The organism is Allobosea sp. TND4EK4, from assembly GCF_900156025.1.
In the GTDB taxonomy this organism is placed as follows: Bacteria; Pseudomonadota; Alphaproteobacteria; order Rhizobiales; family Beijerinckiaceae; genus Allobosea.
Genome location: NZ_FTMO01000001.1, coordinates 192,644 through 219,051, shown reverse-complemented (window position 1 = coordinate 219,051; position 26,408 = coordinate 192,644). Strand labels below are relative to the sequence as shown.

The following is a 26,408-nucleotide window of genomic DNA, read 5'->3' as shown; positions in this document are numbered from 1 at the left end:
AAGATCACTTACTCGGCAATTGATAATCCATTTTCACGCTTAGGCTCGGCCGCGTACAGCTCCGCGGGTTGCCCTGGGAGCCGCGCTGTCCATGCAGTCCTTCGTCGTCGATACCCCAACCCTCTCGATCGGCTGTGAAGTGACGGGCCCCGAGGACGGCCGTCCGGTCATCCTGCTGCATGGCTGGCCGGACGATGCCCGGACCTGGGACGGTGTCACGCCGGCGCTGCACGCGGCCGGTTGGCGCACCTATGTCCCCTTTCTGCGCGGCTTCGGCCCGACGAGGTTCAGGGCCGGCGCGGCAGCGAGATCGGGCCAACTGGTCGCGCTCGCCCTTGATCTGCTGGATCTCGCCGACGCTCTCGGGCTCGCCCGCTTTGCCGTCGTCGGTCACGATTGGGGCGCGCGTGCCGCCTATATTGCCAGCGTGCTGGAGCCCGACCGCGTCACCCGTTGCGCGGCCCTGTCTGTCGGCTGGGGCACCCAGGCGGCGGACCAGCCGCTTTCGCTGCAGCAGATGCAGAACTACTGGTATCACTGGCTGATGGCGACGGAACGCGGCGCAAGGCTCGTCGAGGAGGATCGGCTGGCCCTGACACGCCACATCTGGACGATTTGGAATCCGGGATGGACCGTGCCGGAGCCCGATTTCGCCGCGACGGCGGCCTCGTTCGACAATCCCGACTGGGCCGCGATCACCCTGCATTCCTATCGCGTGCGCTGGGGCCATGCCGCCGGTCACGAGGCCTTCGACGGGATCGAGCGCCGCGTCGCGCGCGATCCCGTCATCCATGTGCCGACGCTGACGCTCCATGGCGGCATCGATCCCTGCAACGAGCCGGCGACCTCGCTCGGCAAAGAGGCGCTGTTCGCGGCCGGTTACCGCCGCGCGGTGCTGGAGGGCGTCGGTCATTTTCCGCAGCGGCAGCGGCCGGATCTCGTGCTCGCCGAGCTGGTTCCCTTCCTCGGCGGCTGACCCCGGCGCGGCGCCCCATCCCGGTCATTGACAGCGCTGTCTCCCTCCCTCATATCCCGGTCATGACCACGAACCTGTCCCGACGTCGTAACCGCCCGGCCGCCCCTGCGCGACCGCGATGACGCTCGGCCTGTAGCCCGAACGCACGCGACCGCGCCCGGAGCGCGGTTTTTTTATGCCCGAAGCCGGCCAAGCTTTTTGAGCCGATCCCCCAGACGCCTTGCGAGGGTCCGATGAGCCAGAACCCGAAATCCATCTTCATCGACGGCGAAGCCGGCACCACCGGGCTCGGCATCCGCGACCGGCTGGCCGCGCTGCCCGAGATCGCGCTGAAGAGCATCGATCCCGACAAGCGCAAGGACCCGGCCGCCCGCAGGGAGATGATGGCCTCGGTCGATCTCGTCGTGCTCTGCCTGCCCGACGACGCCGCGAAGGAATCGGTCGCTCTCGCGGACGAGCTCGGCACTGATGCCCCCAAGATCGTCGACGCCGCGACCGCGCACCGGATCGCGCCCGGCTGGGTCTATGGCTTCGCCGAGCTGGCTCCGGGCCATGCCGAGGCGATTGCCAAGGCTGACCGCGTCGCCAATCCCGGCTGCTATCCCACCGGCGCCATCGCCTTGCTGCGGCCGCTCGTCGATGCCGGCCTGATCCCGCAGGATCACCCCGTCTCGGTCAATGCGGTCTCCGGCTATTCCGGCGGCGGCAAGGCGATGATCGCCGATTATGAAAGCGGCGTCGCACCGGCCTTCGAGCTCTACGGCCTCGGCCTGCGCCACAAGCACCTGCCGGAGTTGCAGGCCTATGCGCGGCTGACCCGGCGGCCGATCTTCGTGCCCTCGGTCGGCAATTTCCGGCAGGGCATGCTGGTCTCGGTGCCGCTGCATCTCGACACGCTGCCGGGCAAGCCCGCCATCGCCGACCTCCACCATGCCCTGGCCGAACGCTATGCCGGTTCGAGCTATGTCAGCGTGTTGCCGCCGGAGGCGGGCGGCAAGATCGAGCCCGAGGCGCTGAACGACACCAACAAGCTGGAGCTGCGCGTCTTCGGGCAGGATGACCTCGGCCAGGCCGTGCTGGTCGCCCGGCTCGACAATCTCGGCAAGGGCGCTTCGGGCGCCGCGGTGCAGAACATCCGCCTGATGCTCGGCCTGCCGGAGGGCTGACTCGGGGCGGCGCGGAATCTCGCGTCCTCCGGACAAGCTGCGAAGCAGCGCCGATCCGGAAGCGATGCCTGGACCGGTCCGGAATGGGTCCCGGGTCTTCGCTTCGCTGCGCCCGGGATGACCGACGCGGTTTGCGAATTCTCGGAGCTGAACAAAAAGGGCCGCTCGCGCGGCCCTTTCCTTTTGCCGGTCTGAAGCCTCAGCCCTGCCAGGGCAGGAATTTCTGCTTCTGCTCGCCCAGCCCTTCGATGCCGAGCGTGACGACCTCGCCCCCCTTGAGGAAGCGCGGCGGCTTGAAGCCGAGGCCTACGCCGGGCGGGGTGCCGGTGGTGATGACGTCGCCCGGATCCAGCCGCATGAACTGGCTGATATAGTGGACGAGGTGCTTCACGCCGAAGATCATCGTCTTGGTCGAGCCGTTCTGGACGCGCTCTCCGTCGATCTCCAGCCACATGGCAAGGTTCTGGATGTCGGCGACCTCGTCGGGCGTGACGAGCCAGGGGCCGAGCGGGCCGAAGGTGGGGCAGCCTTTGCCCTTCGCCCACTGGCCGCCGCGCTCGGCCTGGAACTCACGCTCCGAGACGTCGTTGCAGACGCAGAAGCCGGCGATGGCGTCCATCGCCTTCTCTTCGGGGATGTAGGAGCCGCCGTCGCCGATGACGATGGCGAGTTCGACCTCCCAGTCGGTCTTCTTCGACGCCTTGGGGATCTGCACGTCGTCATTGGGGCCGACGATGCAGTTCGGCGCCTTGTTGAACAGGATCGGCTCCTTCGGAATCTCGGCGCCGGTCTCGGCGGCATGGTCCGCGAAGTTCAGGCCCACCGCGATGAAGTTATGGACGTCGCCGACGCAGGCGCCGATGCGCGGCGCGCCCGGGACGAGCGGCAGGGATTCCGGCGACAGCGCCTTGATCTTGGCGAGCGACGCGGACGTCAGCGCCTTGCCCGCGAGGTCGGGAATGATCCCGGAGAGGTCGCGAAGCGCGCCCTTGGCGTCGAGCAGCCCGGGCTTTTCCTGGCCGAACGCGCCGTAACGAAGCAGTTTCAATGTGTTTCCCCCGGTTTCAATCGATCTAGTTGGGTGCGCAATCCTGCCCGGAGCGGAGGCGCCAAAGCAAGAGCGCAGGCGCGCATGGCGATCCCGACTGGGATGGGTGGCGAGGATGTTGCGGGAATGCCACTGGCGCCGGCAAAGCAGCGCTCCAAGTGGTCCAGGCCTTCGATCCTGGCCGCGCCGTCTTTGCCTCAAAACATGCGATAGTTCTTATATAAACAGTCTGTTTCGGAACGATCCCTCGAACGCTGCCGTGTTTTGCGCCGTTTTTCCGGGATTTTTGCGGGCAAGGCGCGAAAAAAAGGCGGCGCGGCGCCAGAAAGAAGGTGTCACTGACGGGATTGCGGCAAAAATCGGCTCGGTACATGGTTCGAATCGAGCCGGACTGCAGGGTCCGCAATGAAACACGATAAGGGATGGACTCGATGAAGGGCCTCATTCGCACCGCTGCCGCTGCCTCGGTTTCTCTGGCTGCGCTCCTGGCTGCCGGCACCGCCTCCGCCAGCTCCTTTGCGATCCGCAGCGGCCAGAGCGCCGAAGGCCTGGGCATGGCTTATGCCGGCGCCGCCTCCGGCGGAATCGGCATGGGCGCGATGGCCTGGAACCCGGCCACGATCACCATGTTCCCCGGCCGCAACAGCCAGTGGAACTTCACCTATCTCAACGCCAATGCGGCTTATGATCCGACGCAGCCGACACGCCTGGCGGTGCCCGGCACGCCGCTGAGCCCCATCCAGAACGGCACCGGCAATCTCGGCGGCGACGGCGCCTTCATCCCGGCCTCCTATTCGGCCTGGCAGCTGACCGACCGCTTCTGGGTCGGCGTCACCACCGGCGCGCCCTATGGCCTGCGCTCGAAGGCCGACAATCAGGTCAATGCGGCCCAGATCTATGGCCGTTCGGCCCGCGTCGCCACGATCAATGTCTCGCCGACCATCGGCTATCAGGTGAATGACTGGCTGTCGGTCGGTGCCGCGCTGCAGGTGCAATACCTGAAGGCCTCGCTCAAGCAGGCTTCCGGCATCGGCCCGACGGCTGCGCCGGTCATCCTCGAAGGTGACACGGTCGATTTCGGCTATCGCTTCGGCTTCACCCTGACGCCTCGCCAGGGCACCTCGATCGGCCTGGCCTATCGTTCCGCGATGCGCCAGACTCTGGACGGCTCGTTCCGCACCCCGGCGGCGTACATCCCGGTCAAGGCGAATCTCAACCTGCCGGACTCGGTGGTGTTCGGCCTTTCCCAGGTCATCAACGAGCAGTGGCAGATCCATGCCGGCGTCGAGTGGACCAACTGGAGCCGCTTCCGCAACATCCCGATCGTCGCCAAATTCGGCGGCGTCCCGGTTACCAGCCTGAATTTCCAGTACGACGACGCCTGGTATTTCTCGCTCGGCGCCGAGTACAAGTACAGCCGGGATCTGACGCTGCGCGCCGGCGTCGGCTACGAGCTCTCGGCCGTCAACGATCGCAACCGCACGATCTTCATCGCCGACAATGATCGCCTCTGGCTCTCCGCCGGTCTGAGCTATCAGCTCACCAACAAGCTCAAGCTCGATGTCGGCTACACCTATATCGATGTGAAGAAGGCCAAGGTGAACTACACCGGCTTCCATCCCCAGCAGAGCGCCGTGCTCTTCGCCGGCGAGGCCAAGCCCTACATCAACATCGTTTCGGCCGGCCTGACCTATCGCTGGGACGATCCGGCCCAGACCGTCCCCGTGCAGCCGGTCGTGCGCAAGTACTGAGCGGGTCGAGGAACGACAATTGGAGGAGCCGGCCGCGAGGCCGGCTTTTTCATGTGCGATGGCGGGGCCGTCCTTGCCGAACGAAACTTGCATGAGCCGCATCGATTGAGAGCGCCACGGTCGCGCCGGGCGTCTTATGCTGGGCCGCCCCCAGAAGCGCACCGATCTTGCATCGGCGCCACTCGCTCGGCAGATGGCCGGCCGCACGCTAACGGAACATGACGACATGGCTCACAGCTTGAACCGCCCGGACGCTCCCTCGGCCGCGACGCATCGTCCCAACCGGCCGGAGCTCGGCGCGGACGCCGTTCGTGCCATGCGCGAGGATCTGGCGGCCTGCTTTCGGATGGCGGCGCGCTACGGCTTCGAGGAGGGCATCTGCAACCATTTCTCGGCCGTGGTGCCGGGGCATGACGACCTCTTCCTGGTGAACCCATACGGGCTCGCCTTCCGCGAGATCACGGCCTCGAAACTGCTCGTCTGCGACTTTCACGGCAATGTCGTCGAGGGCGAGGGGCAGCCCGAGGCCACGGCCTTCTACATTCATGCCGAGCTCCACAAGCGCGTGCCGCGCGCCAGGGTCGCCTTCCACACCCACATGCCCTACGCGACGGCGCTGAGCATGACCGAGGGAGACCCGCTGGTCTGGGCGGGGCAGACCTCGCTGAAGTTCTACGGCCGCACCGTCGTCGACGACGACTATAACGGGCTGGCGCTCGACCCTTCGGAGGGCGCTCGCATCGCCGGCAGCGTCGGCGATGCGGATATCGTCTTCATGCGCAACCACGGCGTCATGGTGCTGGCGCCGAACGTCGCGGAAGCCTGGGACGATCTTTATTATCTGGAGCGCGCCGCCGAGGTGCAGGTGCTGGCGATGTCGACCGGGCGCAAGCTCATCCCGGTTGCCCCGCCGATCGCTGAAGCCGCCTACAGGCAGATGCGCGAGGGCGATCCGGAATCGGCGAGGCTCCACCTCGCCTCGATCCGTCGGCAGCTCGACGCCGAGGAGCCGCAATACCGGCATTGAGGGCAGCTTCGGCTGAATCCGGCGCCGGTTGCCATGTCGGCATTCGCGTCAGCGAAGGGCCGCGCAATCAGAGCACGCTGGTTTCTCTCGGAAACAGCGGTCAGCCCGGATCGCCGCGGCTTCGCTGTTTGTCCGGGGCGACGGTGTGGGTCCCGGTGAAACCGACACTGTTGCGGCCTTCTTCGCTATCGGGCGTTCGCTAGACCCGCACCTTCACATAGGTGCCCGGCGCGTCGGCCAGCGGTTCGAGCTTGCCGCCTCCGGGCTCGCGCGCCTTGACCTTGCGCGGCGCCTGGCTTTCCAGCCAGCCGAACCAGTGCGGCCACCAGCTCCCCGGATGCTCGGTCGCCTTCGCCATCCAGGCGTCGAGCGAGCCCTTGGCCGGGCCGCCCGTCCAGTACTGGTACTTCACCTTGGCCGGCGGGTTGACCACGCCGGCGATATGCCCGGAGCCGGCGACGACATGCTCCACCGGCCCGCCGAAGCATTGCGAGCCGATGAAGACCGAGGCCGAGGGCGCGATATGGTCCTCGCGCGTGGCGAGATTATAGATCGGGATCGTCACCTTCTTCAGGTCGAGCCGCTTGCCGCCGATGACCATCTCGCCCTTGGAGAGCTTGTTGTCGAGATAGCAGTTGCGCAGATAGAAGGAGTGGTTCGCCGCCGGCATCCGCGTCGAATCCGAGTTCCAGTAGAGCAGGTCGAACGGGGAGGGCGCCTTGCCCTTCAGGTAGTTGTTGACGGCGTAGGACCAGATCAGGTCGTTTGGCCGCAGCATGTTGAAGGCCCCCGCCATCCGCGAGCCATCGAGATAGCCGGTGCGGCTCATCTGCTCCTCGATCGACCTGATCTGCTCCTCGTCGACGAAGACCGAGAGCTCCCCGGCCTGCGAGAAGTCGACCTGCGTGGTGAAGAAGGTCGCGCTCTCGATCCGCTTGTCGGCCACCGCGGCCATATAGGCCAGCGTTACGCCGAGCAGCGTGCCGCCGACGCAGTAGCCGATGGCCGAGACCTTCTTTTCCCCTGTCGCTTCCCGGATCGCGTCGAGCGCGGCGAAGATGCCCTCGCGCATATAGCTCTCGAAATCCTTGGTGGCGTGGCGGGCATCCGGATTGACCCAGGAGATGCAGAAGACGGTCAGCCCCTGCTCGACGCACCAGCGGATGAAGCTCTTCTCCGGGTTGAGGTCGAGGATGTAGAATTTGTTGATCCAGGGCGGCACGATCAGCAACGGTCGCTTCAGCACCTGCGGGGTCGAAGGCGCGTACTGGATCAGCTCCATCACGTCGTTGCGGAACACGACCTTGCCCGGTGTCATCGCGATGTTGACGCCGACCTCGAAGCGGCTCGCATCGGACTGCCGGATCTTCAACTCGCCGCCGCCCGCCTCGACATCCTCGGCGAGCATCTTCAGGCCGCGCACCAGGTTCTCGCCATTCTGCTGGAGCGTCTCGCGCAGCAACTCGGGATTGGTGGCGACGAAATTGGTCGGGGAGAGGGCGCCCGCGATCTGCTTGATGTAGAAGCGGGCCTTGTCCTTGGTGTGCGCGTCGAGCCCGTCGGCCTGGTCCACCATCATCTCGGCCCAGCGCGAGCCGATGAGATAGGCCTGTTTGATGAAATCGAAGATCGGCTGCTGCGACCAGTCGGGGTCCTTGAAGCGGCCGTCGCGCGGGTCGGGCTGGGCGACGGGCTCGGACGGCTCGCCGCCCGCGCGCTTCAGCGCCATGCTCCAGAGATTCATGAAGTCGCCCGCAAGCGAAGCCTGCGCCTCGACGATCTTCGCCGGATCGTTGATCCAGCGCTCGGCGACTCGCCCGAGCGTCTTGACCATGTCGCTGGCCTCTTCGGCCTGGCCGGTCTTGGCCTCGCCGCGCTCGATCGGCTTCAGATAGGCGGCGGTGACCCTGCCGTATTCCTCGACGAGCCGGCCCATGTTCTGCGCGAACTGGTCGAAATCCGGTGCGGGCGCAGTTGCGCCGTCCCCTGCCTCTCCCTGACCGCCGGTTGAGCCCCGACCCATGACTCGCTCCTCCCCTTTGGTTCTTGGAATAGCGCGTCGCTTCCCAATTTGGTCCTATTAAGGACGCGTCCTCTGTGCTTTACCAACGAAATTCGACAACCTGCTGGATGTCCCGATGCCGACCGATCTGTCCGTGAAGGCGCTGCCGCTGTCGCTCCTGCTGCTGGGGGCGGCTCTCGCTTTGGCGGGATGCGCCTCCGGCGATGGCATCGTGAAGGGGCCGGCGGAAGCGGTCGGACTGGCGACGACGCCGCAGGAACCAAAGGCCTTCGTGCGCGAAAGCCGGCCGGTCCAGACGGATTACATTCCGGTCGGGCAGGATCTTCGGGCCAGTCAGCTCTGCCCCGGCCCAACCCCAGCACCGGCTTACGTCCCTGCCGGGCAGGCCGCCCGCTTCCGGGCGCCGACGCCGATTCGGGACCCGAAGGACCCCTGCAAGCCGCGCGCGAATTTCGAGGACATCCAGAAGCAGCTCGAGGCGAAGCAGAAGGCCAACGAGGCGGCCGGCAATACCGCCAAGGCGCTCGGCACCACCGCCGCCCCGAAACCGGCGCAGCTTCCCACGAACTGAGCCGCGGACCGGCGTGCGGCGTGAGCCTGTGCCGCAGCGCAGCATTTGCAAGAAAGTTGCGCCTCATTCGCTGTCCTGACGAAAGATGCGATGCTAAGCAGCTCTGACGCAAGGAAGTGATTTGCGTGGGGCAGGGCCTCGGTCCCGCCGCTTCAGGACCGTTCGAGATGACCGATTTTCACCGCATCAAGCGCCTGCCGCCTTACGTTTTCGAGCAGGTCAACAAGATCAAGGCCGCCGAGCGCGCCAAGGGCGTCGATATCGTCGACCTTGGCATGGGCAATCCGGACCTGCCGGCCCCGAAGCACGTCATCGAGAAGCTGGTCGAGACCGCCGGCAAGCCGCGGACCGACCGTTATTCCGCCTCCAAGGGCATCGGCGGCCTGCGTCGCGCCCAGGCTCATTATTACGAGCGCCGCTTCGGCGTGAAGCTCAATCCCGAGACGCAGGTCGTCGCCACGCTGGGCTCCAAGGAAGGCTTCGCCAATATGGCCCAGGCCATCACGGGGCCGGGTGATGTCGTGCTGGTGCCGAACCCGAGCTATCCGATCCACGCCTTCGGCTTCCTGATGGCCGGCGGCGTCATTCGCTCCGTCCCGGCCGAGCCGACGCCGGCGATGTTTCCGGCGCTGGAGCGCGCGGTGATGCATTCGGTGCCGAAGCCGATCGCGCTCGTCACCTGCTATCCCGCGAACCCCACCGCCTATGTCGCCTCGCTGGATTTCTACCGCGATCTGGTCGCCTTCGCGAAGAAGCACGATCTGATCCTGCTGTCCGATCTCGCCTATGCCGAGGTCTATTTCGACGAGAACAATCCGCCGCCCTCGATGCTGCAGGTCCCGGGTGCGATCGACGTCGCGGTCGAGTTCACCTCGATGTCGAAGACGTTCTCGATGGCGGGCTGGCGCATGGGCTTCGCCGTCGGCAACGAGCGGCTGCTGGCCGCATTGGCCCGGGTGAAGTCCTATCTCGACTACGGCGCCTATACCCCGATCCAGGTCGCCGCCGCTGCGGCGCTGAACGGCCCCGACGACTGCATCCGTGAGATGCGCGACATCTACCGCAAGCGACGCGATGCGCTGGTCGAGAGCTTCGGCAAGGCCGGCTGGGAATTTCCGGCACCGGAGGCCTCGATGTTCGCCTGGGTGCCGATCCCGGAGAAGTTCCGCCATCTCGGCTCGCTGGAATTCTCCAAGCTGCTGATCGAGAAGGCGGAGGTGGCGGTCGCGCCGGGCATCGGCTTTGGCGAGCATGGCGACGACTTCGTCCGCATCGCCATTGTCGAGAACGAGCAGCGCATCCGGCAGGCCGCCCGCAATGTCGGCCGCTTCCTGAAGGGCGCGGACACGACCCTGCACAACGTCATCCAGATGCCGAAGGCGGGGTAGGGCGGGCAAGCCGGCTTCGGGCCGCCCCGTCCTTGCGAGCCAAGCGAAGCAATCCGGGAGGATCGGGTCGTACCGGTCCGCCCGCGCGGCTTCTGGAGGGCTTCGCTGCTTTGCTCCTCGCGATGACGGACAATCGCTCTGGACCGCCATCCGAAAACATGGGAACCGGAACGGAGCGGAACAGCGATTCCGCCTGACATCCGAGGCCCGGTTCCATGAGACGCAAAGGCCGCCTGCTCGGCATCGGCTTCGCCGCCTTCGCGGTGATCTGCCTCGTGGCAACCTATGACTATTCCAAGGGCCGCATCCCGCAGACGGATTCCAGGCTCGTCGAGGATGTGCTGGTCGAGGGCAATGCCCGCGAATGCGCCCGCGACGTCACCGCGGCCGTGACGCGTCACATCCCGCTCGGCACCGACCGCGCCGAGGCGGAGCGCATCCTGGCGGGCGCCACCATCACCCCGCCTTCGGCTTGGTTCTGGAAGCCGGAGGTCGAGAACAGCGCGGTCTCCGAGGGCCAGACGCTCGAGGCCATCCACACCATCAAGACGACGCCCTTCGTCAGCAACCTGCTGCGCGTTTATCTCGGGTTCGAGGACGGCAAGGTGAGGCGGGTCGCAGCCGAGGTGATCTGTCATTTCAGCTAGGGTCCGGCAGCCTTCTGGTGGAGCGGCCTGGACCGCTTCATCGTTGACTCGCACCGCGCCTCGTGCGACCCCGCGCCCATGACCAGCGCGTTCCCGTCCACCGCCTCGCAGCCCTTGCGCATCGGCCTTGCCGGGCTGGGGACGGTCGGCGTCTCGGTGCTGAAGATCCTGCGGCGGCAGGAGAATGCACTCGCCGCTCGCTGCGGCCGCTCGATCCGCGTCGTCGCCGTTTCGGCACGAAACCGCCAGCGCGACCGCGGCATCGATCTCGGCGGACTTGCCTGGTTCGACGATCCCGTGGCCCTGGCGAAATCGGACGAGATCGACTGCCTCGTCGAGCTGATGGGCGGCGCGGACGGGCCGGCCAAGGCCGCGGTCGAGGCTGCGCTGGCGGCCGGCAAGCCGGTTGTGACGGCCAACAAGGCTCTGCTCGCCGCCCATGGCGTGGCATTGGCCGAACTGGCCGAAGCCAACGATGCCGCGCTTGCTTTCGAAGCTTCCTCGGCCGGCGGCATCCCCGTGGTGAAGACGCTTCGCGAGGCGCTGGCAGGCAACAACGTCACCCGCATCTCGGGTATTCTCAACGGCACCTGCAACTATATCCTCTCGCGCATGGAGCTGGAGGGACTGACCTTCGCCGATTGCCTGAAGGACGCGCAGCGCCTGGGCTATGCGGAGGCGGACCCGACCTTCGACGTCGAGGGCTTCGATACCGCCCACAAGCTCGCCATCCTCACCAGCCTCGCATTCGGGACGAAGATCGACGCCGAAGCGATTCATGTCGAAGGCATTTCCGCGATCACGCCGCTCGACCTGAAGATGGCCGACGATCTCGGCTACCGGATCAAGCTTCTCGGCGTCGCCGAGCGTACCAAGACCGGCATCGAGCAGCGCGTGCACCCCACCATGGTCCCGAAATCCTCGGCCATCGCGCAGGTCATGGGCGTGCTCAACGCCGTCTCGATCGATGCCGACGCGGTGCGCGAGATCACGCTGGTCGGCCCCGGAGCGGGAGGTGACCCCACCGCCTCCGCCGTTGTCGCCGACATCGCCGATGTGGCGCGGGGCACGGCGGGCCTGCCCTTCGGCCTGCCGGTGGCGCGGCTGGAGGAGCCGACCCGCGCGCCGATGCAGCGCCACGAGGGCGGCTATTACGTCCGTCTCGCCGTGGCGGACCGCCCCGGCGCGGCCGCCGCGATCGCCACCCGGATGGCGGAAGCCGACATTTCGCTCGAGAGCATCGTCCAGCGCCGCTCGCCCGAGGCCGCCAGCCGCGACCCGGGCGGCCGCTCCGGCGCGCCCGTGCCGGTCGTCCTGATCACCTATGCCACCAGCGAGACCGCGATCCGCGCCGCGCTGGAGAAGGTCTCCGCCGACGGCCATATCGCGGAACCCCCGCAAGTCATCCGGATTGAACGCGAACAGGCCTGAGCCGGCTTTCTTCCATCGTTGATTTCAAAAGGACCTCATTCCATGTCCGTCGATCTCCGCATTTCGCCTGAACAGGTCATCGAGCGCTATCTGTCGATGGAACTGGTGCGTGTTACCGAGCGTGCGGCCGTCTGCGCCGCGAAGCTTCGGGGCCATGGCGACGAGAAGGCTGCAGACCAGGCGGCTGTCGATGCCATGCGTCGCGAACTGAACCGCCTCGACATCGACGGCGAGATCGTCATCGGCGAGGGCGAGCGCGACGAGGCGCCGATGCTTTTCATCGGCGAGAAGGTCGGCAACAAGCAGGGGCCGAAGGTGCACATCGCGGTCGATCCGCTGGAAGGCACGACCCTCTGCGCCAAGGACATGCCGGGCTCGATCGCGGTGATGGCGATGGCCGGTGCCGGGAGCCTGCTCTACGCCCCCGACGTGTATATGGACAAGATCGCCTGCGGCCCCGGCTACGCGCCCGGCGTGATCGATCTCGATGCCTCGCCGGCCGACAACATCAATGCGCTGGCCAAGGCCAAGGGCGTCAAGCCGCGCGAGATCTCGACCCTGATCATGGACCGCCCGCGCCATGCCAAGCTGATCGAGGAGGTCCGCAAGACCGGCTGCTCGATCCGCCTCATCACCGATGGCGACGTTGCCGGCGTGATCTTCTGCACCCAGCCGGAAAAGACCGGCATCGACCTTTATCTCGGCATCGGCGGTGCGCCCGAGGGCGTTCTCGCCGCGGCGGCGCTGCGCTGCGTCGGCGGCCAGATGCAGGGCCGGTTGATCCTCGACACCGAGGAGAAGCGCGTGCGCGCCCATGGCATGGGCGTCCTCGACCCCAACAAGAAATACGACATGTCGGAAATGGCTTCGGGCGACGTGATCGTCTGCGCCACCGGCGTCACCGATGGCGGCCTGCTCTCGGGCGTGAAGTTCGGCAAGGACATCATCGAGACCGAGACGCTGGTCTATCGCTCGATCACCGGCACGGTCCGCCGCATCTATGGCGAGCACCGCGAGTTCTCGAAGTTCCAGCTCGACTGAGCAGGATAGCCGAGACATTCGGAACGGCCGGGTGCAAGCCCGGCCGTTTTCGTTTGCTGGACGAGGCTGGAGCGGGTCATCACGGGCGAAGCGGAGCCAAGACCCGGGATCCATGCCGGAACGGTTCAGGCAGGGACCCCGGATCGGCGCTGCTGAAGCGGCTCGTCCGGAATGACGCCATGGTTCCGCAAATGCCCGGAAAGCCTGTGTGACGAACGCTTCACGGTTGACCCGGCCGCCCGCTTGCGCGACGCCGTGCGGCGATGAGTCTTTCCCACACCCGCGCCTTTCTCGGTGTGACCCGTTCCGCGCTCGGCCGGCCGTGGCGCGACCGGCTCGACATGCCCGGCCTCGGCCGTGCCGAGGCGCTGAGCCAGCAGGAAGGCCTCTCCGATATCGTTGCCCGGCTGCTCGCCGCCCGTGACGTCGAGCCCGCCGAGGCCTTGCGCTTCCTCGAGCCGAAGCTGCGGGACCTGCTGCCGGACCCGTCCGTCCTGACCGAGATGGCGCCGGCCGCCGCCCGGCTGGCGCGCGCCGCTGTTACCGGGGAGCGCGTCGCGATCTTCGGCGATTACGATGTCGACGGCGCCTGCTCCTCGGCGCTGCTGTCCGGCTTCCTGCAGGAGGCGGGAGCCCGCCCGCGCATCCACATCCCCGACCGTCTCATTGAAGGCTACGGCCCCAACAGCGAGGCGATCCGGATGCTCGCGGGCGAGGGCGCGACCCTGCTCGTCACGGTCGATTGCGGCACGACCAGCGACGAGCCCTTTGCCGAGGCGCGCCGGCTCGGCCTCGACATCGTCGTGCTGGACCATCACCAGGCGCCGGAACGGCTGCCTGCGGTGGAGGCCCTGGTCAATCCCAACCGGCAGGACGACCTCTCCGGGCTCGGCCATCTCTGCGCCGCCGGCGTCGTATTCCTCGCGCTGGTCGCGACGAGCCGGGAGCTGCGCCGGCAGGGTGTCTGGGCGAAGCGTGGGGCTGAGCCCGACCTGCTGGCGGCGCTCGATCTCGTCGCCCTCGCCACGGTGGCGGACGTCGTGCCCTTGCGCGGCCTGAACCGCGCCTTCGTGCGGCAGGGCATCGCAATGATGCGCGCCCGCACGAGGCCGGGCCTCGCCGCGCTGATGGACGTCGCCGGGCTCGACGGGCCGGTCCAGCCCTGGCATCTCGGCTTCCTGCTCGGCCCGCGCATCAATGCCGGCGGGCGCATCGGCGACGCGGCCCTCGGCGCACGGCTGCTCCTCACCAGCGACGAGGTGGAGGCGAAGACGATCTCCGCCGAGCTGAACCGGCTGAACCAGGAGCGGCAGGAGATCGAGCGGCAGGCCGTGCTGGAGGCCGTCTCGCAGGCGGAGCATGAATTCGCCGGGGCGGGGGAGGATCTGCCGGTTCTGCTCGCCGCCAGCGCCGATTGGCACCCTGGCATCGTCGGCCTGGTCGCGGCGCGGCTGAAGGAGCGCTTCCGTCGCCCGGCCTTCGCGCTGGCGCTGAACGGGGAGGGCGGGGCCACCGGCTCCGGCCGCTCGATCGCCGGCGTCGATCTCGGAAAGGCGGTGCGCGCTACGGTCGAGGCCGGGCTCGCGGTCAAGGGCGGCGGCCACGCCATGGCGGCCGGCGTGACCCTCGCGCAGGGGCAGGCGAGCGCCTTCCACGCGTTCCTGACCGAGCAGCTCGCCCGCGACGTCGCCGGGGCGAGCGAGGCGGAAGCCCTGCTCGTCGATGCCGCGCTCAGTGCCGGCGGCGCGACGCCGCGCCTGCTGGCCGAGATCGACAAGGCCGGCCCCTTCGGCGCGGGAAGCCCCGAGCCCGTCTTCGTCTTTCCGGCGCATCGTCTCACCGACGCCCTGACCGTTGGGGCCGGCGGCCATGTCCGCATCAAGCTGCGCAGCGGCGATGGCGCCTCCATCAGCGGGATCGCCTTCCGTGCGGCGCAGGAGCCGCTGGGACAGGCGCTGCTGGCGGCGCGCGGCGAGAGCGTCCATCTCGCGGCGACGCTGACGCTGAACCGATGGGGCGGCAACGAGACCGCCGAGCTGCGCATCCTCGATCTCGCGCGCCCGGTCTGAGACTCCGGGAGGCCTGATGTGCCGCAGCTCCCGTCCAGGCCTGATCGGCGGCCGCCTCTCTGGAGCACGCTGGTTTTCTCGGAAACACGACGTCATCCCGGGTTTGACCAGGGGATGACGTCGAAGGGCGCGGCAGCCCTGCGATGGATCCCGGATCGGCGCGGCTAGGCCGCTGGTCCGGGATGGCGATGTGTTTCCTTGAACTCGGCACGCTCCAGGCTGACGGGGGCGCTCCGGTTGCCCGCCAGATCGGGCTCGCGGCCGTTGTTCTGAAACGGCGCTCGCACCGTTTCCATCCCAGCGAAAGCGGCACGGGCCGAGCCATGCACAATTTCTGCCGCGCAACGCTTGCAGAGCGCCGATCCCCCCACTATACCTCGCCCCGCTTCGACGACGCGGCCAGCCGCGACGCCACGCGGTCTTCGTCTATCGGTTAGGACACCAGCCTTTCACGCTGGGAAGACGGGTTCGACTCCCGTAGACCGCGCCATCTTTTTGCGCCGCCAAGATAATCCGGCGCTAGAGCAGCCCAGAGCGGCGACCTGCGTGGTGGCCCGGCATTTTGCTCAACGAAGACCGCAGTTCAGAGCCGGCGCACGTCCTGCTTCTTCGGTCGGGTCGCTGCGGGATGAAGCCGCAATCGCTCCGCGCTCATGGCCGGATCTGCCGCATGACGGCCGGTCGGCGGAAAGCAGCTCGGGCGGCGCGTTCGTCAGGCGCCGCGCTCCCTCGGCCTCCAGGACGGCGCTTTCGCTGAAGCAAGGCCGGCCGCAAAGGCCTCGATGTGGAAGACGATACCCTCTTTCAGCCGCCGATCGAAGCTCGGCAGGAAGGCGCGGGAAATCGCTCGGCGCCGGCTTCCGCTCAGACCAGCCCCGCCAGATGCAGGCCGAGCCCGGCGGCGGAGCAGGCGGCCAGCGTGGCGACCATGCCTGTCTTGAACCGGAACATGGCGAGGATGGCGGCCAGGGACAGCAGGGCAGCCCAGGGGTCGATGCTGGCGAGAACCGGCACCTCGAAGCTCAGCCCGAAGCCGCGGATGGGAACGCTGGCGCGGAAGACGGTGTGGATGGCGAACCACAGCGCCAGATTGAGGATCACCCCGACGATGGCCGCGGTGACGGCGGAGAGGGCGCCGTGCAGCGCCCTGTTGCCCCGCAGCCCCTCGATGAAGGGGGCGCCGAGGAAGATGAAGAGGAAGCAGGGGACGAACGTCACCCAGGTGGTGAGCAGGCCGCCGATGATGCCCGCCGTCAGCGGCGCCAGCGTTCCGGGATCGCGATAGGCGCCCATGAAGCCGACGAACTGCAGCACCATGATCAGTGGCCCCGGCGTCGTCTCCGCCATGCCGAGGCCGTCCAGCATCTCGCCGGGCCGCAGCCAGTGGAAGCCGTTCACCGCCTGCTGCGCGACATAGGCGAGCACGGCATAGGCCCCGCCGAAGGTGACGACGGCCATCTTCGAGAAGAAGATCGCGATCTGGCCGAACACGTTGGACGGGCCGAGCGTGAGCACGATGGCCGCCACCGGCAGCAGCCACAGGCCAAGGCAGATGGCCGCCACGCGCAAGGTGGAGCGCGCGCTCGGGCGGGCATGCCCCGGCAGTTCCTCGCCCAGCAGGCTGTCGCGATCCGCCAGCACCGTGCTGCCCCGGCCGGCCTTGTGGCCCGCACCGGCCTGGAAGGCCGGCACGCCGGCCCGGCCGGCGAGAAGGCCGATCAGCCCGGCGCCCAGCACGATGGCCGGGAAGGGGACATTGAAGAGGAAGATGCCGAGGAACGCCGCCGTGGCGAGCGCGATCATGGCGCTGCTTTTCAGGGCGCGGCCGCCGACGCGGACGACCGCCTGCAGGACGATGGCGAGCACGGCCGCCTTCAGGCCGAAGAAAAGCGCGCCGACGATCCCGACACTGCCGTACAGGGCGTAGACGATCGACAGGGCCATGATGGCCACGGCGCCGGGAAGGACGAACAGCACGCCTGCGATGATGCCCCCGAGCGTGCGGTGCATCAGCCAGCCGATATAGGTGGCGAGCTGCTGCGCCTCGGGGCCGGGAAGCAGCATGCAGTAGTTGAGCGCATGCAGGAACCGGTTCTCGCCGATCCAGCGCTTTTCCTCGACGATGATGCGGTGCATCACCGCGATCTGCCCGGCAGGCCCGCCGAAGGACAGGGCAGCCACCCGCAGCCAGACCTGGAACGCTTCGCCGAGCGGGACGCCATGGCTGGAGCCCGGCGCCGCCCCCGGCGTGTGGAGCGAGGCGGGGCCGCCATCCGGAATGCCGATGGAGCGGGCCGTCGCATCGGCGGCCGGGCCGTCGCCTGGTGTCGTCATCTTGGCGTCCTCGCGGCGGCGTCTCGGTGCATGACGATAAGGCGCATGGGGCGGTCTAGAAAGGCCCGAGCGCGGGCAGATGCAGCAGGACCAAGCGGCCGGCACCGCAGCCGATCAGCCGCAGCGGGTTGACCGGCGTCGCCACCAGCCGCGCGGTCGAGGCCAGCGCCAGGCCACGGCCGATCCAGCCGGAATCGAGAAAGCGGATCAGGCCCTAGCTGGCCGCCAGATCATTCCGGCCGCGACCGGCCTCCGGCTCCGTTGCAGCGCCTTGAGCAGGCGCTCCCCCTCATAGCGGGCGGTTGATGGGACGGAAGCTGCGGTGGGTGTCAGCGCCGCGGCCCGTCCCGCCGTCCCAGCGTTCGGCCCACGGCCCGCTTCAGCCGCGCGCCGGCCTTGCGGACCAGTTCGCGGTTGCGCTTGTCCTGCGCTTCGCCGGAGAGCAGCCCGGCCACGGGCAAGGTCTCGTCCCGCGCCGGCTCGGAAAGGGGATGGCTCTCGGCCAGCATCGTGCTCTCGGCCAGCCGCAGCGCCGCCTGCTCCCTGTCGATATAGGCTTTGATCGGCAGGTGGTCGGAGGCGGCGCGCGCCAGCGGCGTGTCGTGGACCACGACCTGGGACAAGATGTCGGGCCGGTTGGCGATGATGCGGTCCAGCGCCAGCAGCGGCATGCCGGACGGAAAGCTCGGCACCGGGACCGGCAGGGTGCCGAAGGCGGGACCGAGTTCTTCGAGCGCCGAGCGCTTCCCCAGCCGCCACTCGTTCAGGTCGCCCATCAGCAGGGTCGGGCGCTCGTCCCGCGAGCCCATGATCTCCAGGATCATCCGCGCCTGCTGCGAGCGCGAGCGCCTCAGCAAGCCGAAATGCGCTGCCACCAGCCGGAGCGGCGTGCCGTCCTCCAGGTCGAGATCGACGACGAGCGCCCCGCGGGGTTCCAGCCCCGGCAGCGCGACCTGATGGACGTCCCGCACCAGCCCCTGCCGGAACAGCACGACATTGCCGTGCCAGCCATGGGCGCGGCCGCGTGGGCTCAGCGGCACCGGCAGGAGACCCGTCTCGCGCTCGAGCCAATCGAGATCGAGCAGGCCGTGGCGCTCGCCGAAGCGCTTGTCGGCCTCCTGCAGCGCGATCACGTCGGGCCCGATCTCGGCGATCACCTGGGCGATCCGCCCGGGGTCGAACTTGCCGTCGACGCCGACGCATTTGTGAACGTTGTAGGAGGCGACGAGCGTTCCCTCCTGCCGGGTCCCGGCAGCGGGGCGTTCCGTCCGGCGCCGTTCGCGCAGCGAGGCGATGATGCTGGCGCGCAGGCTCGGGCTTTTTTTCTGCATGCGGCCTGCCAGTCCGGACTATCTCTCGAATCGGGAAGCGAAACCTATAGGAGCCAAAAAAGGTCCGGTTCGTGGCGAATGTCCAGATCGTCGCGCGCCGTCTCGGGCGCGATCACAATGATCTGTCTCATGGTTCTAGAGATAGGGCGAGCCGAGCCAGATCAGCCGGTCGATCAGGCGGATGGGATAGGGGCGGGCACGCAGGGCGGCGAGGGTCACGGGCTCCGCGGTCTCGATCGCCGCGTCGATCCGCGCCTCGATCCCGCCTGAAAAGCCATGATCCAGCACCTCGACATCGATCTCGAAATTCAGCCTGAGCGAGCGTGGATCGAGGTTGGACGAGCCGACATAGGCCCAGGCGCCGTCGATGGCGAAGAGCTTTGAATGGTCGAACGGGCCGGTCGAGCGCCAGATGCGGCAGTAGTTCTTCAGCATCTGGTCGAACTGCGCCGTCATCGCCCGGTCGACCAGCACGAGGTTGTTGACCGCCGGCACGACGATGTCGATGGAGACGCCGCGCCGAGCGGCCGTCATCAGGGCGCTGATCAGCTCCTGGTCCGGCAGGAAATAGGGCGACATGATCCGCACCGAGCGGCGTGCGACCGAAAGCGCGCCGATCAGGAGCTTGTGGTTGTTCTCCAGGCAGGAATCCGGCCCGGAGGGCACCGCCCGCATCAGCACGGGCGAATCGGCTTCGGGCGGTGGCGGGATGTCCCAGGCCTCGTCCTCCAGGGCCTCGCCAGCGGTGAAGCGCCAATCCTCGGCGGCGATCGCGAAGAGATCGGCCACCACCGGGCCGGTCACCTGGAAATGCGTGTCGTGGGAGGCGCCGTCCCCGGCGAATTCGGCGGTGAAGCCTTGGCGAATGTTCATGCCGCCCATGAACGCGACCGCCCCGTCGACGACGATGATCTTCCGATGGGTGCGCAGGTTGGCATAGGGCAGGCGCAGGCCCACGATGATGTTGCCGTTGAAGACGCGGACGTCGATGCCGCCCTCGCGCAGGTACCCGGCGATGCTCGGCACCGAATAGCGGGCGCCGACCGCGTCGATCAGCACCCTGACCGCGACGCCGCGCGCTCTGGCCGCGATCAGCGCGTCCGCGATCCGCAGGCCCACCGGGTCGCGGTCGAAGATGTAGGTTTCGAGCAGGACGCTGCGCTGCGCGGTGCCGATCGCCTCCAGCATCGCGGCATAGGCCTCGTCCCCGGTGTGCAGGGTGCGGATGGTGTTGCCCCGCGTCAGCGGATGGCGCGCCACGCGGTCTCCCAGCGTCTTCAGCGCTGCGAAACGCTGGCCGAACAGCGAGGTGACCTCGTCCTGGCTGATATGGAACGCCGAATCGTCGCCGGTCCGGTGGCCGGGACGCTGCGACAGGATCGCCGCCCTGCGGATGCGGTTGATCCCGGCGATGCCGTAGAGCAGGGCTCCGATGATCGGGGAGAGCACGATCACGGCCGTCCAGCCGATGGCGGCGCGCACCTCGTCCTTGGTCATCACCGCGTGGATGGTCGCGGCTGTCGCCATCGCCAGCGAGACGACGGCGACGAGATGCGGCCAGTAATCGGAGAGAATCTCCCACATCGTTCCACGCTAGAGCATGCCGTCCCCGACCGGAATGCTCCTGCCGCGGGCAGGGCGGGTTCTCCCCTGCCGGAGCCATGGAGGGACTCGACTCTCGGCCACTTCTGTGGCGTTTTAGAAAGGAACAAAAAGCGAACATTGATCTTGTCCCGGCATGCAGAACGCCACCTCTCCGACCCTGTCCGATCTGCGCCGCAGCCTGGCGGAGGCAGCCTTGCGCGCCGGCCCTGCCGCGGCGGGACGGGTCGGGCTCGGCGTGCCGGAGATCGACGCCGTTCTGTCGGGCGGGCTGCAGCGGGCGGCCCTGCACGAGATCCACGCCGCGAGCACGGCCGATCTCGCCGCCGCGACCGGCTTTGCCCTCGGCCTGGCCCTGCGCGCGGCCGAGGGCGCAGGGAAGGCTGCGGAACGCCCGATCCTCTGGGCGCGGCAGGATTTCCTCGATGCCGAGACCGGCCGGCTGCATGCGCCGGGGCTGAACGAACTGGGGCTCGACCCCGCGCGCCTGCTGCTGGTGCGGGCGCGCGATGCTGAGGGGGTGCTGCGGGCCGGGGCGGAGGGGGCCCGCTGTCCGGCGCTCGGGGCGGTGCTGATCGAGCCCTGGGGGGAGGCCAGGCCCTTCGACCTCACCGCCAGCCGGCGCCTCTCCCTGGCGGCCGAGGGGGCGGGCGTGACCGTTCTCGTATTGCGCGTGGCGGCGCGGGAGGCGCCGAGCGCGGCCCGAACGCGCTGGCGCGTCGCGGCGCTGGCCTCCCGGGCGCTGGAGGCGAATGCGCCCGGCGCGCCGGCGTTCCGATTGAGTTTGCTGCGCCAGCGGGGCGGCGCAGCCGAATGTGAGTGGCGTGTGGAGTGGGACCGTGACCGACGTTTCTTTGCCGAGCGAACCGCCTTCGACCGACTGCCACACCGGACGAACCATGCCCCGCCGCTATCTCGCCCTCTGGTTTCCCTTCCTGGCGACGGATCGTCTGCGGCGGAAGGGCGCGATTCCGGCCTTCGGCGCACCGGCTGACAAGCCGCATGTCCTCGTTGCGATCGATCGCAACGCGCTGCGCATCGTCGATTGCGATCTCAATGCCATCCTTCTCGGCCTGACGCGCAGCCTCACTCTCGCCGATGCACGCGCCCGCATTCCAAATCTCGTTGCGCTCGAATCCGAGCCCCTAGCCGACCGGGCTTTTCTCGAAGGGCTCGCCGCCTTCTGCGACCGCTTCACCCCTCTGGTCGCGCTCGACGGTCGCGACGGGCTCACGCTCGACATCACCGGCTGCGCCCATCTCTTCGGCGGCGAGGAGGGGCTGGCCGGCCTTGCCCGCCGCGTCATGGATCGCGCCGGTCTCGCCCTCAAGCTCGCCATCGCCGGCACGCCCGACGCCGCCCATGCCCATGCCCGCCACGGGCGCGGCGGCATCCTCGTGCCGGAACGGGAAGAGGAGGCGCTGCTCGACCTGCCGACGGCGGCCCTCGGCATCGACGCCGAAACCGTGATCGCGCTCTCCCGCGCCGGGCTGAAGACCCTGGCCGACCTCGCCGCTCGCCCGTCCCAGACGCTGTCCGCCCGTTTCGGAGAGGACCTGGCCACGCGGCTGCGGCGCACGCTCGGCCGCGAGGACCGGCGCATCACGCCGCTGCGCCCGCCGCCGGACTGCGTGGTGGAGCGCCACTTCGCCGAGCCTTTCGCCGACACCGCCAGCCTCGAGGATGTCGTCGCGCGCCTGATCGGCGAGGCGGGGCGCGTTCTGGAGGCCCGCGGCGAGGGCGGTCGCGTCTTCGAGATCGGCTTCTTCCGCAGCGATGGGGCGGTGCGCCGCCTCACCCTCGAAACCGGGCGCCCCTCGCGCGATGCCAGGGCGTTGCTGCGGCTCTATCGCGAGCGCGTCGAGGCCCTGTCCGACCCGCTCGACCCCGGCTTCGGCTTCGATGCGGTCAAGCTTGCCATCCCGGTCTGCGAGACGCTGGCGACGCCCCAGCACAGCCTCGACGGTCGCGCCGTGGAAGAGGAGGCGGTGGCCGATCTCGTCGATCGGCTCGTCACCCGCTTCGGCCGCGACCGGGTGCTGCGCTTCGCCGAGCAGGACAGCCACCACCCGGTCCGCTCGGCAAGAGCGCTCTCCGCTGCCGTCCTGCTGCCGGGTGGAGGGTGGCTCGCACCCGAGCCGCAGGAGCCGCCGGCCCGCCCGCTCCAGCTCTTCGAGCCGCCCCAGCCGGTCGAGGCGGTGGCGGAAGTGCCGGACGGTCCGCCGATCCGCTTCCGCTGGCGGCGCCTCATCCACGACGTCGCCCGCGCCGAGGGGCCGGAGCGCATCGCGCCGGAATGGTGGCGCGACGGCTCCGACGAGCCGATGCGCGATTATTACCGCGTCGAGGACGCGCAGGGGCACCGCTTCTGGCTCTACCGAACCGGCTTCTACGAGGCCGGGACGGCCCCGCCGCGCTGGTATCTGCACGGGCTCTTCGCATGAATCAGAGTGCGAACAGCTTCGCCGAAGCCGTTGCCGCGACGAACTTCTCCTTCCTGCGCGGCGCCTCGCCGGGGCCGAACATGATGCTGACCGCGCTGCTGCTCGGTCATACGGGACTGGGGATCGCCGACCGCAATACGGTGGCCGGCGTCGTGCGCGCCTGGGCCGCGCTACGCGACCTGCGCGAGGACGGGCTTCCCGCGCCGGAGAAGATCAGGGAAGGCGGCAGCCCCGGCGAGTATCTCTGGATCGAGAACCCCGCTTTCGCCGATCTGCCTTTCACGCGGGACGAGCTGCGGGGCATGGCGCAGAACTTCAAGCTCGCCACTGGCACCCGCCTGGTCTTCAGCGACGGCACGCCCGACATCGTCGTCTATCCCGCCAATCGTGCAGGCTGGGGGCGGCTGTGCCGTCTGCTCAGCCTCGGCAATCGCAGGGAGGGCGTGAAGAAGGGCGAATGCCGCCTGGTCCTCGACGATCTTGTGTCCGACACCCGCGACCTGCTGCTGATCCTGATGCCGCCCAGCCGGCTCGACAAGCTGCCCGACCTGCTCGCTTGCCTCGACGAGGCCGCGCCCGGCGCGCTCTGGCTCGGCGCCACCATGCACTGGCGCGGCGACGATCGCCGTCGCCTGTCGCGCCTGGTCGCCATCGCCGCAGCAAGGCGCGTCCCGCTGCTCGCCACCAATGACGCGCTCTACGATTCCATCGGCCAGCGCGACCTGCAGGACGTGCTCACCTGCATCCGCGAGGGCATCACCATCGAGCGGGCCGGGCGCCTGCTCGAATCCAATGCCGAACGCCACCTCAAGACCCCGCGGGAAATGGCCCGCCTGTTTCGGGATGCGCCCGAGGCCATCACCGAAACGCAAGCCCTGTTCTCCCGCATCGAGTTCGATCTCGGGCAGCTCAGATACGAATATCCGGACGAGCCGATCCCGCCGGGCTGGAAGGACCAGGACTGGCTGGTGGAGCTGGTCCGACGCTGCTGCCTGATCCGCTATCCCAACGGCGTGCCGGACAAGGTCGAAAAGCTGCTGGCCAAGGAACTGAAACTGATCGGGCAGCTCGACTATGCCCGCTATTTCCTGACCATCCGCCAGATCGTCGAATTCGCCGACAGCCGGGGCATTCTCTGCCAGGGACGCGGCTCGGCCGCCAATTCCGCCGTCTGCTATGTGCTCGGCATCACGGCCGTCGATCCGGAGGAAAACGATGTGCTGTTCGAGCGCTTCATCTCCACCGAGCGCCGCGAGCCGCCCGATATCGACGTCGATTTCGAGCATGAGCGGCGCGAAGAGGTGATTCAGTGGATCTATAAATTCTACGGCCGCGAGCGCGCCGGCATCGCCGCGACCGTGATCCGCTACCGGCCCCGCAGTGCGATCCGCGAGGTCGGCAAGGTGCTGGGCCTGACCGAAGACGTCACCGCCCGCATCGCCGACACGCAATGGGGCAGCTGGGGCACCGGGATCGGTGACGAGCGCATCCGTCAGGCCGGGCTCGACCCGACGAATCCGACGATCCGCCGCGCCGTCGATTTCGCCATCCGCCTGCTCGGCTATCCGCGCCATCTCTCGCAGCATGTCGGCGGCTTCGTTCTCTCGCGCGGGCGTCTCGACGAAACCGTGCCGATCGGCAACGCCGCCATGAAGGACCGCACCTTCATCGAATGGGATCGCGACGATATCGACGCGCTTCAACTGATGAAGGTCGATGTGCTGGCGCTCGGCATGCTGACCTGCATCCGCAAGGCGTTCAGCTTGCTGCGTGAGCACGAGAGCATCGATTGGCATCTCGCCGATGTCCCGACCAGGGACAAGGCGACCTACGACATGCTCTGCGAGGGCAAGTCGCTCGGGGTCTTCCAGGTGGAGAGCCGTGCCCAGATGAACATGCTGCCGCGCCTCAAGCCGCAGGAATTCTACGATCTCGTCATCCAGGTCGCGATCGTGCGCCCGGGCCCGATCCAGGGCGACATGGTGCATCCCTATCTGCGTCGGCGGGCCAGGCTGGAAGAGGTGACGTATCCGTCTCCTTCGCCGGAGCATGGCGATAAAAACGAGCTCTTCGAGGTTCTCAACAAGACCAAGGGCGTACCGCTCTTCCAGGAGCAGGCGATGCGGCTCGCCATGGTCGCCGCGAAGTTCTCCGACATCGAGGCCAACGGCCTGCGCAAGGCGATGGCGACCTTTCGCAACGACGGCAGCATCGGCAATTACGAAGCGATGATGGTCGAGCGCATGGTCGCGCGCGGCTATGAGCGCGCTTTCGCCCAGCGCTGCTTCGACCAGATCAAGGGCTTCGGCAGCTATGGCTTCCCGGAAAGCCACGCCGCCTCCTTCGCCAAGCTGGTCTACATCTCCTCCTACCTGAAGAGGCACCACCCGGCCGCCTTCGCCTGCGCGCTGCTCAACTCCCAGCCCATGGGCTTCTACGCCCCGGCCCAGATCGTGCGGGAGGCGGAAGAGAATGGCGGGGTCGAGCCACGGCCGATCGATGTGAACTGGAGTGGGTGGGACAACGGGCTGGAGGCGGTGAATATCTCAGCCATCATCCCGGGCTTGACCCGGGATCCATGCCGGAGCGCTTCCGATCGGGGTTCTGGCATGGATCCCGGATCTCCGCTTCGCTCCGTCCGGGATGACGACCCGATTGGTTGGAAGGAGAGAAAAGCAAGGCGATACCCCTTCGCCCTGCGCCTCGGTTTCCGTCAGATCGACGGCTTCCATGAGGTTTGGGGCAGGGCCATCGCGGAGGAGCGGGGAGCAGGCGGCCCCTATCGCGACGTCGAGGAGCTGATGCGCCGCGCCCGCCTGCCGGCCCGCGCCATGCGGCTGCTGGCCGATGCCGATGCCTTCCGCACGCTCGGCCTCGACCGGCGCGAGGGGCTCTGGGCGGTGCGGCGCCTGCCGGACGATGCGGCGCTGCCGCTGTTCGAGGCCGCTTCCGCCCGCGAACTCGGCAGGGAGCCGGCCATGGCGCTACCCGTCATGCCGCTCGCCGAGCATATCGTCGCCGACTACCAGACGGTCCGCCTCTCCCTGAAGGGGCACCCGATGCAGCTCCTGCGCGAGCGCTTTCGCCGGGAGCGCATATCGAGCTGCGGTGAGACCGAGGCGAAGCCCGACGCCGCCTTCACTCGCACCGCCGGAATCGTGCTGGTGCGCCAGCGGCCAGGCAACGGCAACGCCATCTTCGTCACGCTGGAGGACGAGACCGGCGTCACCAATGTCGTGATCTGGGCGCGGCTGTTCGAGCGCTTCCGCCGCGAGGTGATGGGCGCACGGCTGATGCTGGTCGAGGGCAGGGTGCAGAAGAGCCCGGAGGGCGTCACCCATCTGATGGCCCAGCGCATCGTCGACCGCTCGGCCGATCTGCTTTCGCTCTCGGACACGCATCGGGCCGAGCCGGTGCCGCGCATCGATGAACTGAAGCACCCGCCTCTGCAGCGCCATCGCCACCCGCGCGATGTCAGGGTGCTGCCGAAGTCCCGGGATTTTCACTAGGCGGGGCGATTTTCCTCAGAAACATCGCCGCTTCGCGGTTTGTCCGGGAT

Annotated in this window: 17 protein-coding genes, 1 tRNA gene and 1 pseudogene; 14 read left to right on the top strand and 5 right to left on the bottom strand. The window is 68.1% G+C overall.

The features are described from left to right. The first annotated feature begins 91 nt into the window (after positions 1-91). Together BW981_RS00990 and argC are read left to right on the top strand one after the other, a co-directional pair. Complete coding sequence (locus tag BW981_RS00990; protein WP_076435414.1) at positions 92-976, top strand: alpha/beta fold hydrolase; 885 nt, start codon at positions 92-94, stop codon at positions 974-976. A gap of 233 nt (positions 977-1,209) precedes the next feature. Then, positions 1,210-2,142 (top strand): N-acetyl-gamma-glutamyl-phosphate reductase, encoded by a 933-nt coding sequence (gene argC, locus BW981_RS00985; protein ID WP_076435413.1) that lies wholly within the window; start codon positions 1,210-1,212, stop codon positions 2,140-2,142. Positions 2,143-2,341: 199 nt separating this feature from the next. Here the strand turns inward: argC and BW981_RS00980 are convergent, their stop codons facing one another. Further along, positions 2,342-3,190, bottom strand: coding sequence for a fumarylacetoacetate hydrolase family protein (locus tag BW981_RS00980; protein WP_076435411.1), 849 nt, complete (start codon positions 3,188-3,190; stop codon positions 2,342-2,344). Positions 3,191-3,621: 431 nt separating this feature from the next. Here BW981_RS00980 and BW981_RS00975 point away from each other — a divergent pair, with 431 nt between their 5' ends. After that, complete coding sequence (locus BW981_RS00975; RefSeq protein WP_076436691.1) at positions 3,622-4,941, top strand: OmpP1/FadL family transporter; 1,320 nt, start codon at positions 3,622-3,624, stop codon at positions 4,939-4,941. 226 nt (positions 4,942-5,167) lie between these two features. Next, positions 5,168-5,968, top strand: a complete 801-nt coding sequence (locus BW981_RS00970; RefSeq protein WP_076436689.1) for an aldolase — start codon at positions 5,168-5,170, stop codon at positions 5,966-5,968. A gap of 199 nt (positions 5,969-6,167) precedes the next feature. Here the strand turns inward: BW981_RS00970 and phaC are convergent, their stop codons facing one another. Then, a complete protein-coding gene (phaC, locus tag BW981_RS00965; protein ID WP_076435409.1) occupies positions 6,168-7,904 on the bottom strand; it encodes a class I poly(R)-hydroxyalkanoic acid synthase in 1,737 nt (578 codons plus the stop codon). Positions 7,905-8,106: 202 nt separating this feature from the next. On the opposite strand from phaC, the gene BW981_RS00960 reads away from it, so the two are divergent. From BW981_RS00960 to BW981_RS00930, 7 genes are all read left to right on the top strand, one after another. Further along, positions 8,107-8,562 carry a hypothetical protein gene (locus BW981_RS00960; protein ID WP_076435407.1) on the top strand — a complete coding sequence of 152 codons (456 nt, stop codon included), beginning with the start codon at positions 8,107-8,109 and terminating at the stop codon, positions 8,560-8,562. A 167-nt stretch (positions 8,563-8,729) separates the two neighbouring features. Then, positions 8,730-9,950, top strand: coding sequence for an LL-diaminopimelate aminotransferase (locus BW981_RS00955; protein ID WP_076435405.1), 1,221 nt, complete (start codon positions 8,730-8,732; stop codon positions 9,948-9,950). Between the two features lie 215 nt (positions 9,951-10,165). Next, on the top strand, positions 10,166-10,597 hold the full coding sequence (locus BW981_RS00950; RefSeq protein WP_076435403.1) for a hypothetical protein: 432 nt from the start codon (positions 10,166-10,168) through the stop codon (positions 10,595-10,597). 78 nt (positions 10,598-10,675) lie between these two features. Then, positions 10,676-12,028 (top strand): homoserine dehydrogenase, encoded by a 1,353-nt coding sequence (locus tag BW981_RS00945; protein WP_076435401.1) that lies wholly within the window; start codon positions 10,676-10,678, stop codon positions 12,026-12,028. 42 nt (positions 12,029-12,070) lie between these two features. Next, positions 12,071-13,069, top strand: coding sequence for a class II fructose-bisphosphatase (gene glpX, locus BW981_RS00940; protein WP_076435399.1), 999 nt, complete (start codon positions 12,071-12,073; stop codon positions 13,067-13,069). Between the two features lie 263 nt (positions 13,070-13,332). Beyond that, the gene (gene recJ, locus BW981_RS00935) at positions 13,333-15,138 is read left to right on the top strand and encodes a single-stranded-DNA-specific exonuclease RecJ (RefSeq protein ID WP_076435397.1); all 1,806 of its coding nucleotides are present in this window, start codon (positions 13,333-13,335) and stop codon (positions 15,136-15,138) included. Between the two features lie 415 nt (positions 15,139-15,553). Further along, positions 15,554-15,628 (top strand) — tRNA-Glu (locus BW981_RS00930). A 374-nt stretch (positions 15,629-16,002) separates the two neighbouring features. Here the strand turns inward: BW981_RS00930 and chrA are convergent. The 3 genes and pseudogenes from chrA to BW981_RS00915 form a co-directional block, all read right to left on the bottom strand. Further along, entirely contained in the window at positions 16,003-17,472 is a 1,470-nt protein-coding gene (gene chrA, locus BW981_RS00925) for a chromate efflux transporter (protein WP_083712080.1), read from the bottom strand. Positions 17,473-18,011: 539 nt separating this feature from the next. Then, positions 18,012-18,803: pseudogene (locus BW981_RS00920) on the bottom strand (endonuclease/exonuclease/phosphatase family protein); the annotation flags it as partial. A 135-nt stretch (positions 18,804-18,938) separates the two neighbouring features. Further along, positions 18,939-20,387: a phospholipase D-like domain-containing protein gene (locus BW981_RS00915; RefSeq protein ID WP_076435394.1), complete on the bottom strand. Its 1,449-nt coding sequence runs from the start codon at positions 20,385-20,387 to the stop codon at positions 18,939-18,941. A gap of 154 nt (positions 20,388-20,541) precedes the next feature. Between BW981_RS00915 and BW981_RS00910 the strand changes: the two genes are divergently transcribed. Genes BW981_RS00910 through BW981_RS00900 form a run of 3 tightly spaced genes read left to right on the top strand, consistent with a single transcriptional unit; the run spans position 20,542 to position 26,358 of the window. Further along, a complete protein-coding gene (locus BW981_RS00910) occupies positions 20,542-21,399 on the top strand; it encodes an ImuA family protein (RefSeq protein WP_076435392.1) in 858 nt (285 codons plus the stop codon). Then, on the top strand, positions 21,305-22,849 hold the full coding sequence (locus BW981_RS00905; protein WP_139333569.1) for a Y-family DNA polymerase: 1,545 nt from the start codon (positions 21,305-21,307) through the stop codon (positions 22,847-22,849). Before BW981_RS00910 ends, BW981_RS00905 begins: the two co-directional genes overlap by 95 nt. Further along, positions 22,846-26,358, top strand: coding sequence for an error-prone DNA polymerase (locus BW981_RS00900; RefSeq protein ID WP_076435390.1), 3,513 nt, complete (start codon positions 22,846-22,848; stop codon positions 26,356-26,358). The genes BW981_RS00905 and BW981_RS00900 overlap by 4 nt, the downstream gene beginning before the upstream one ends. Positions 26,359-26,408: the final 50 nt, after the last annotated feature.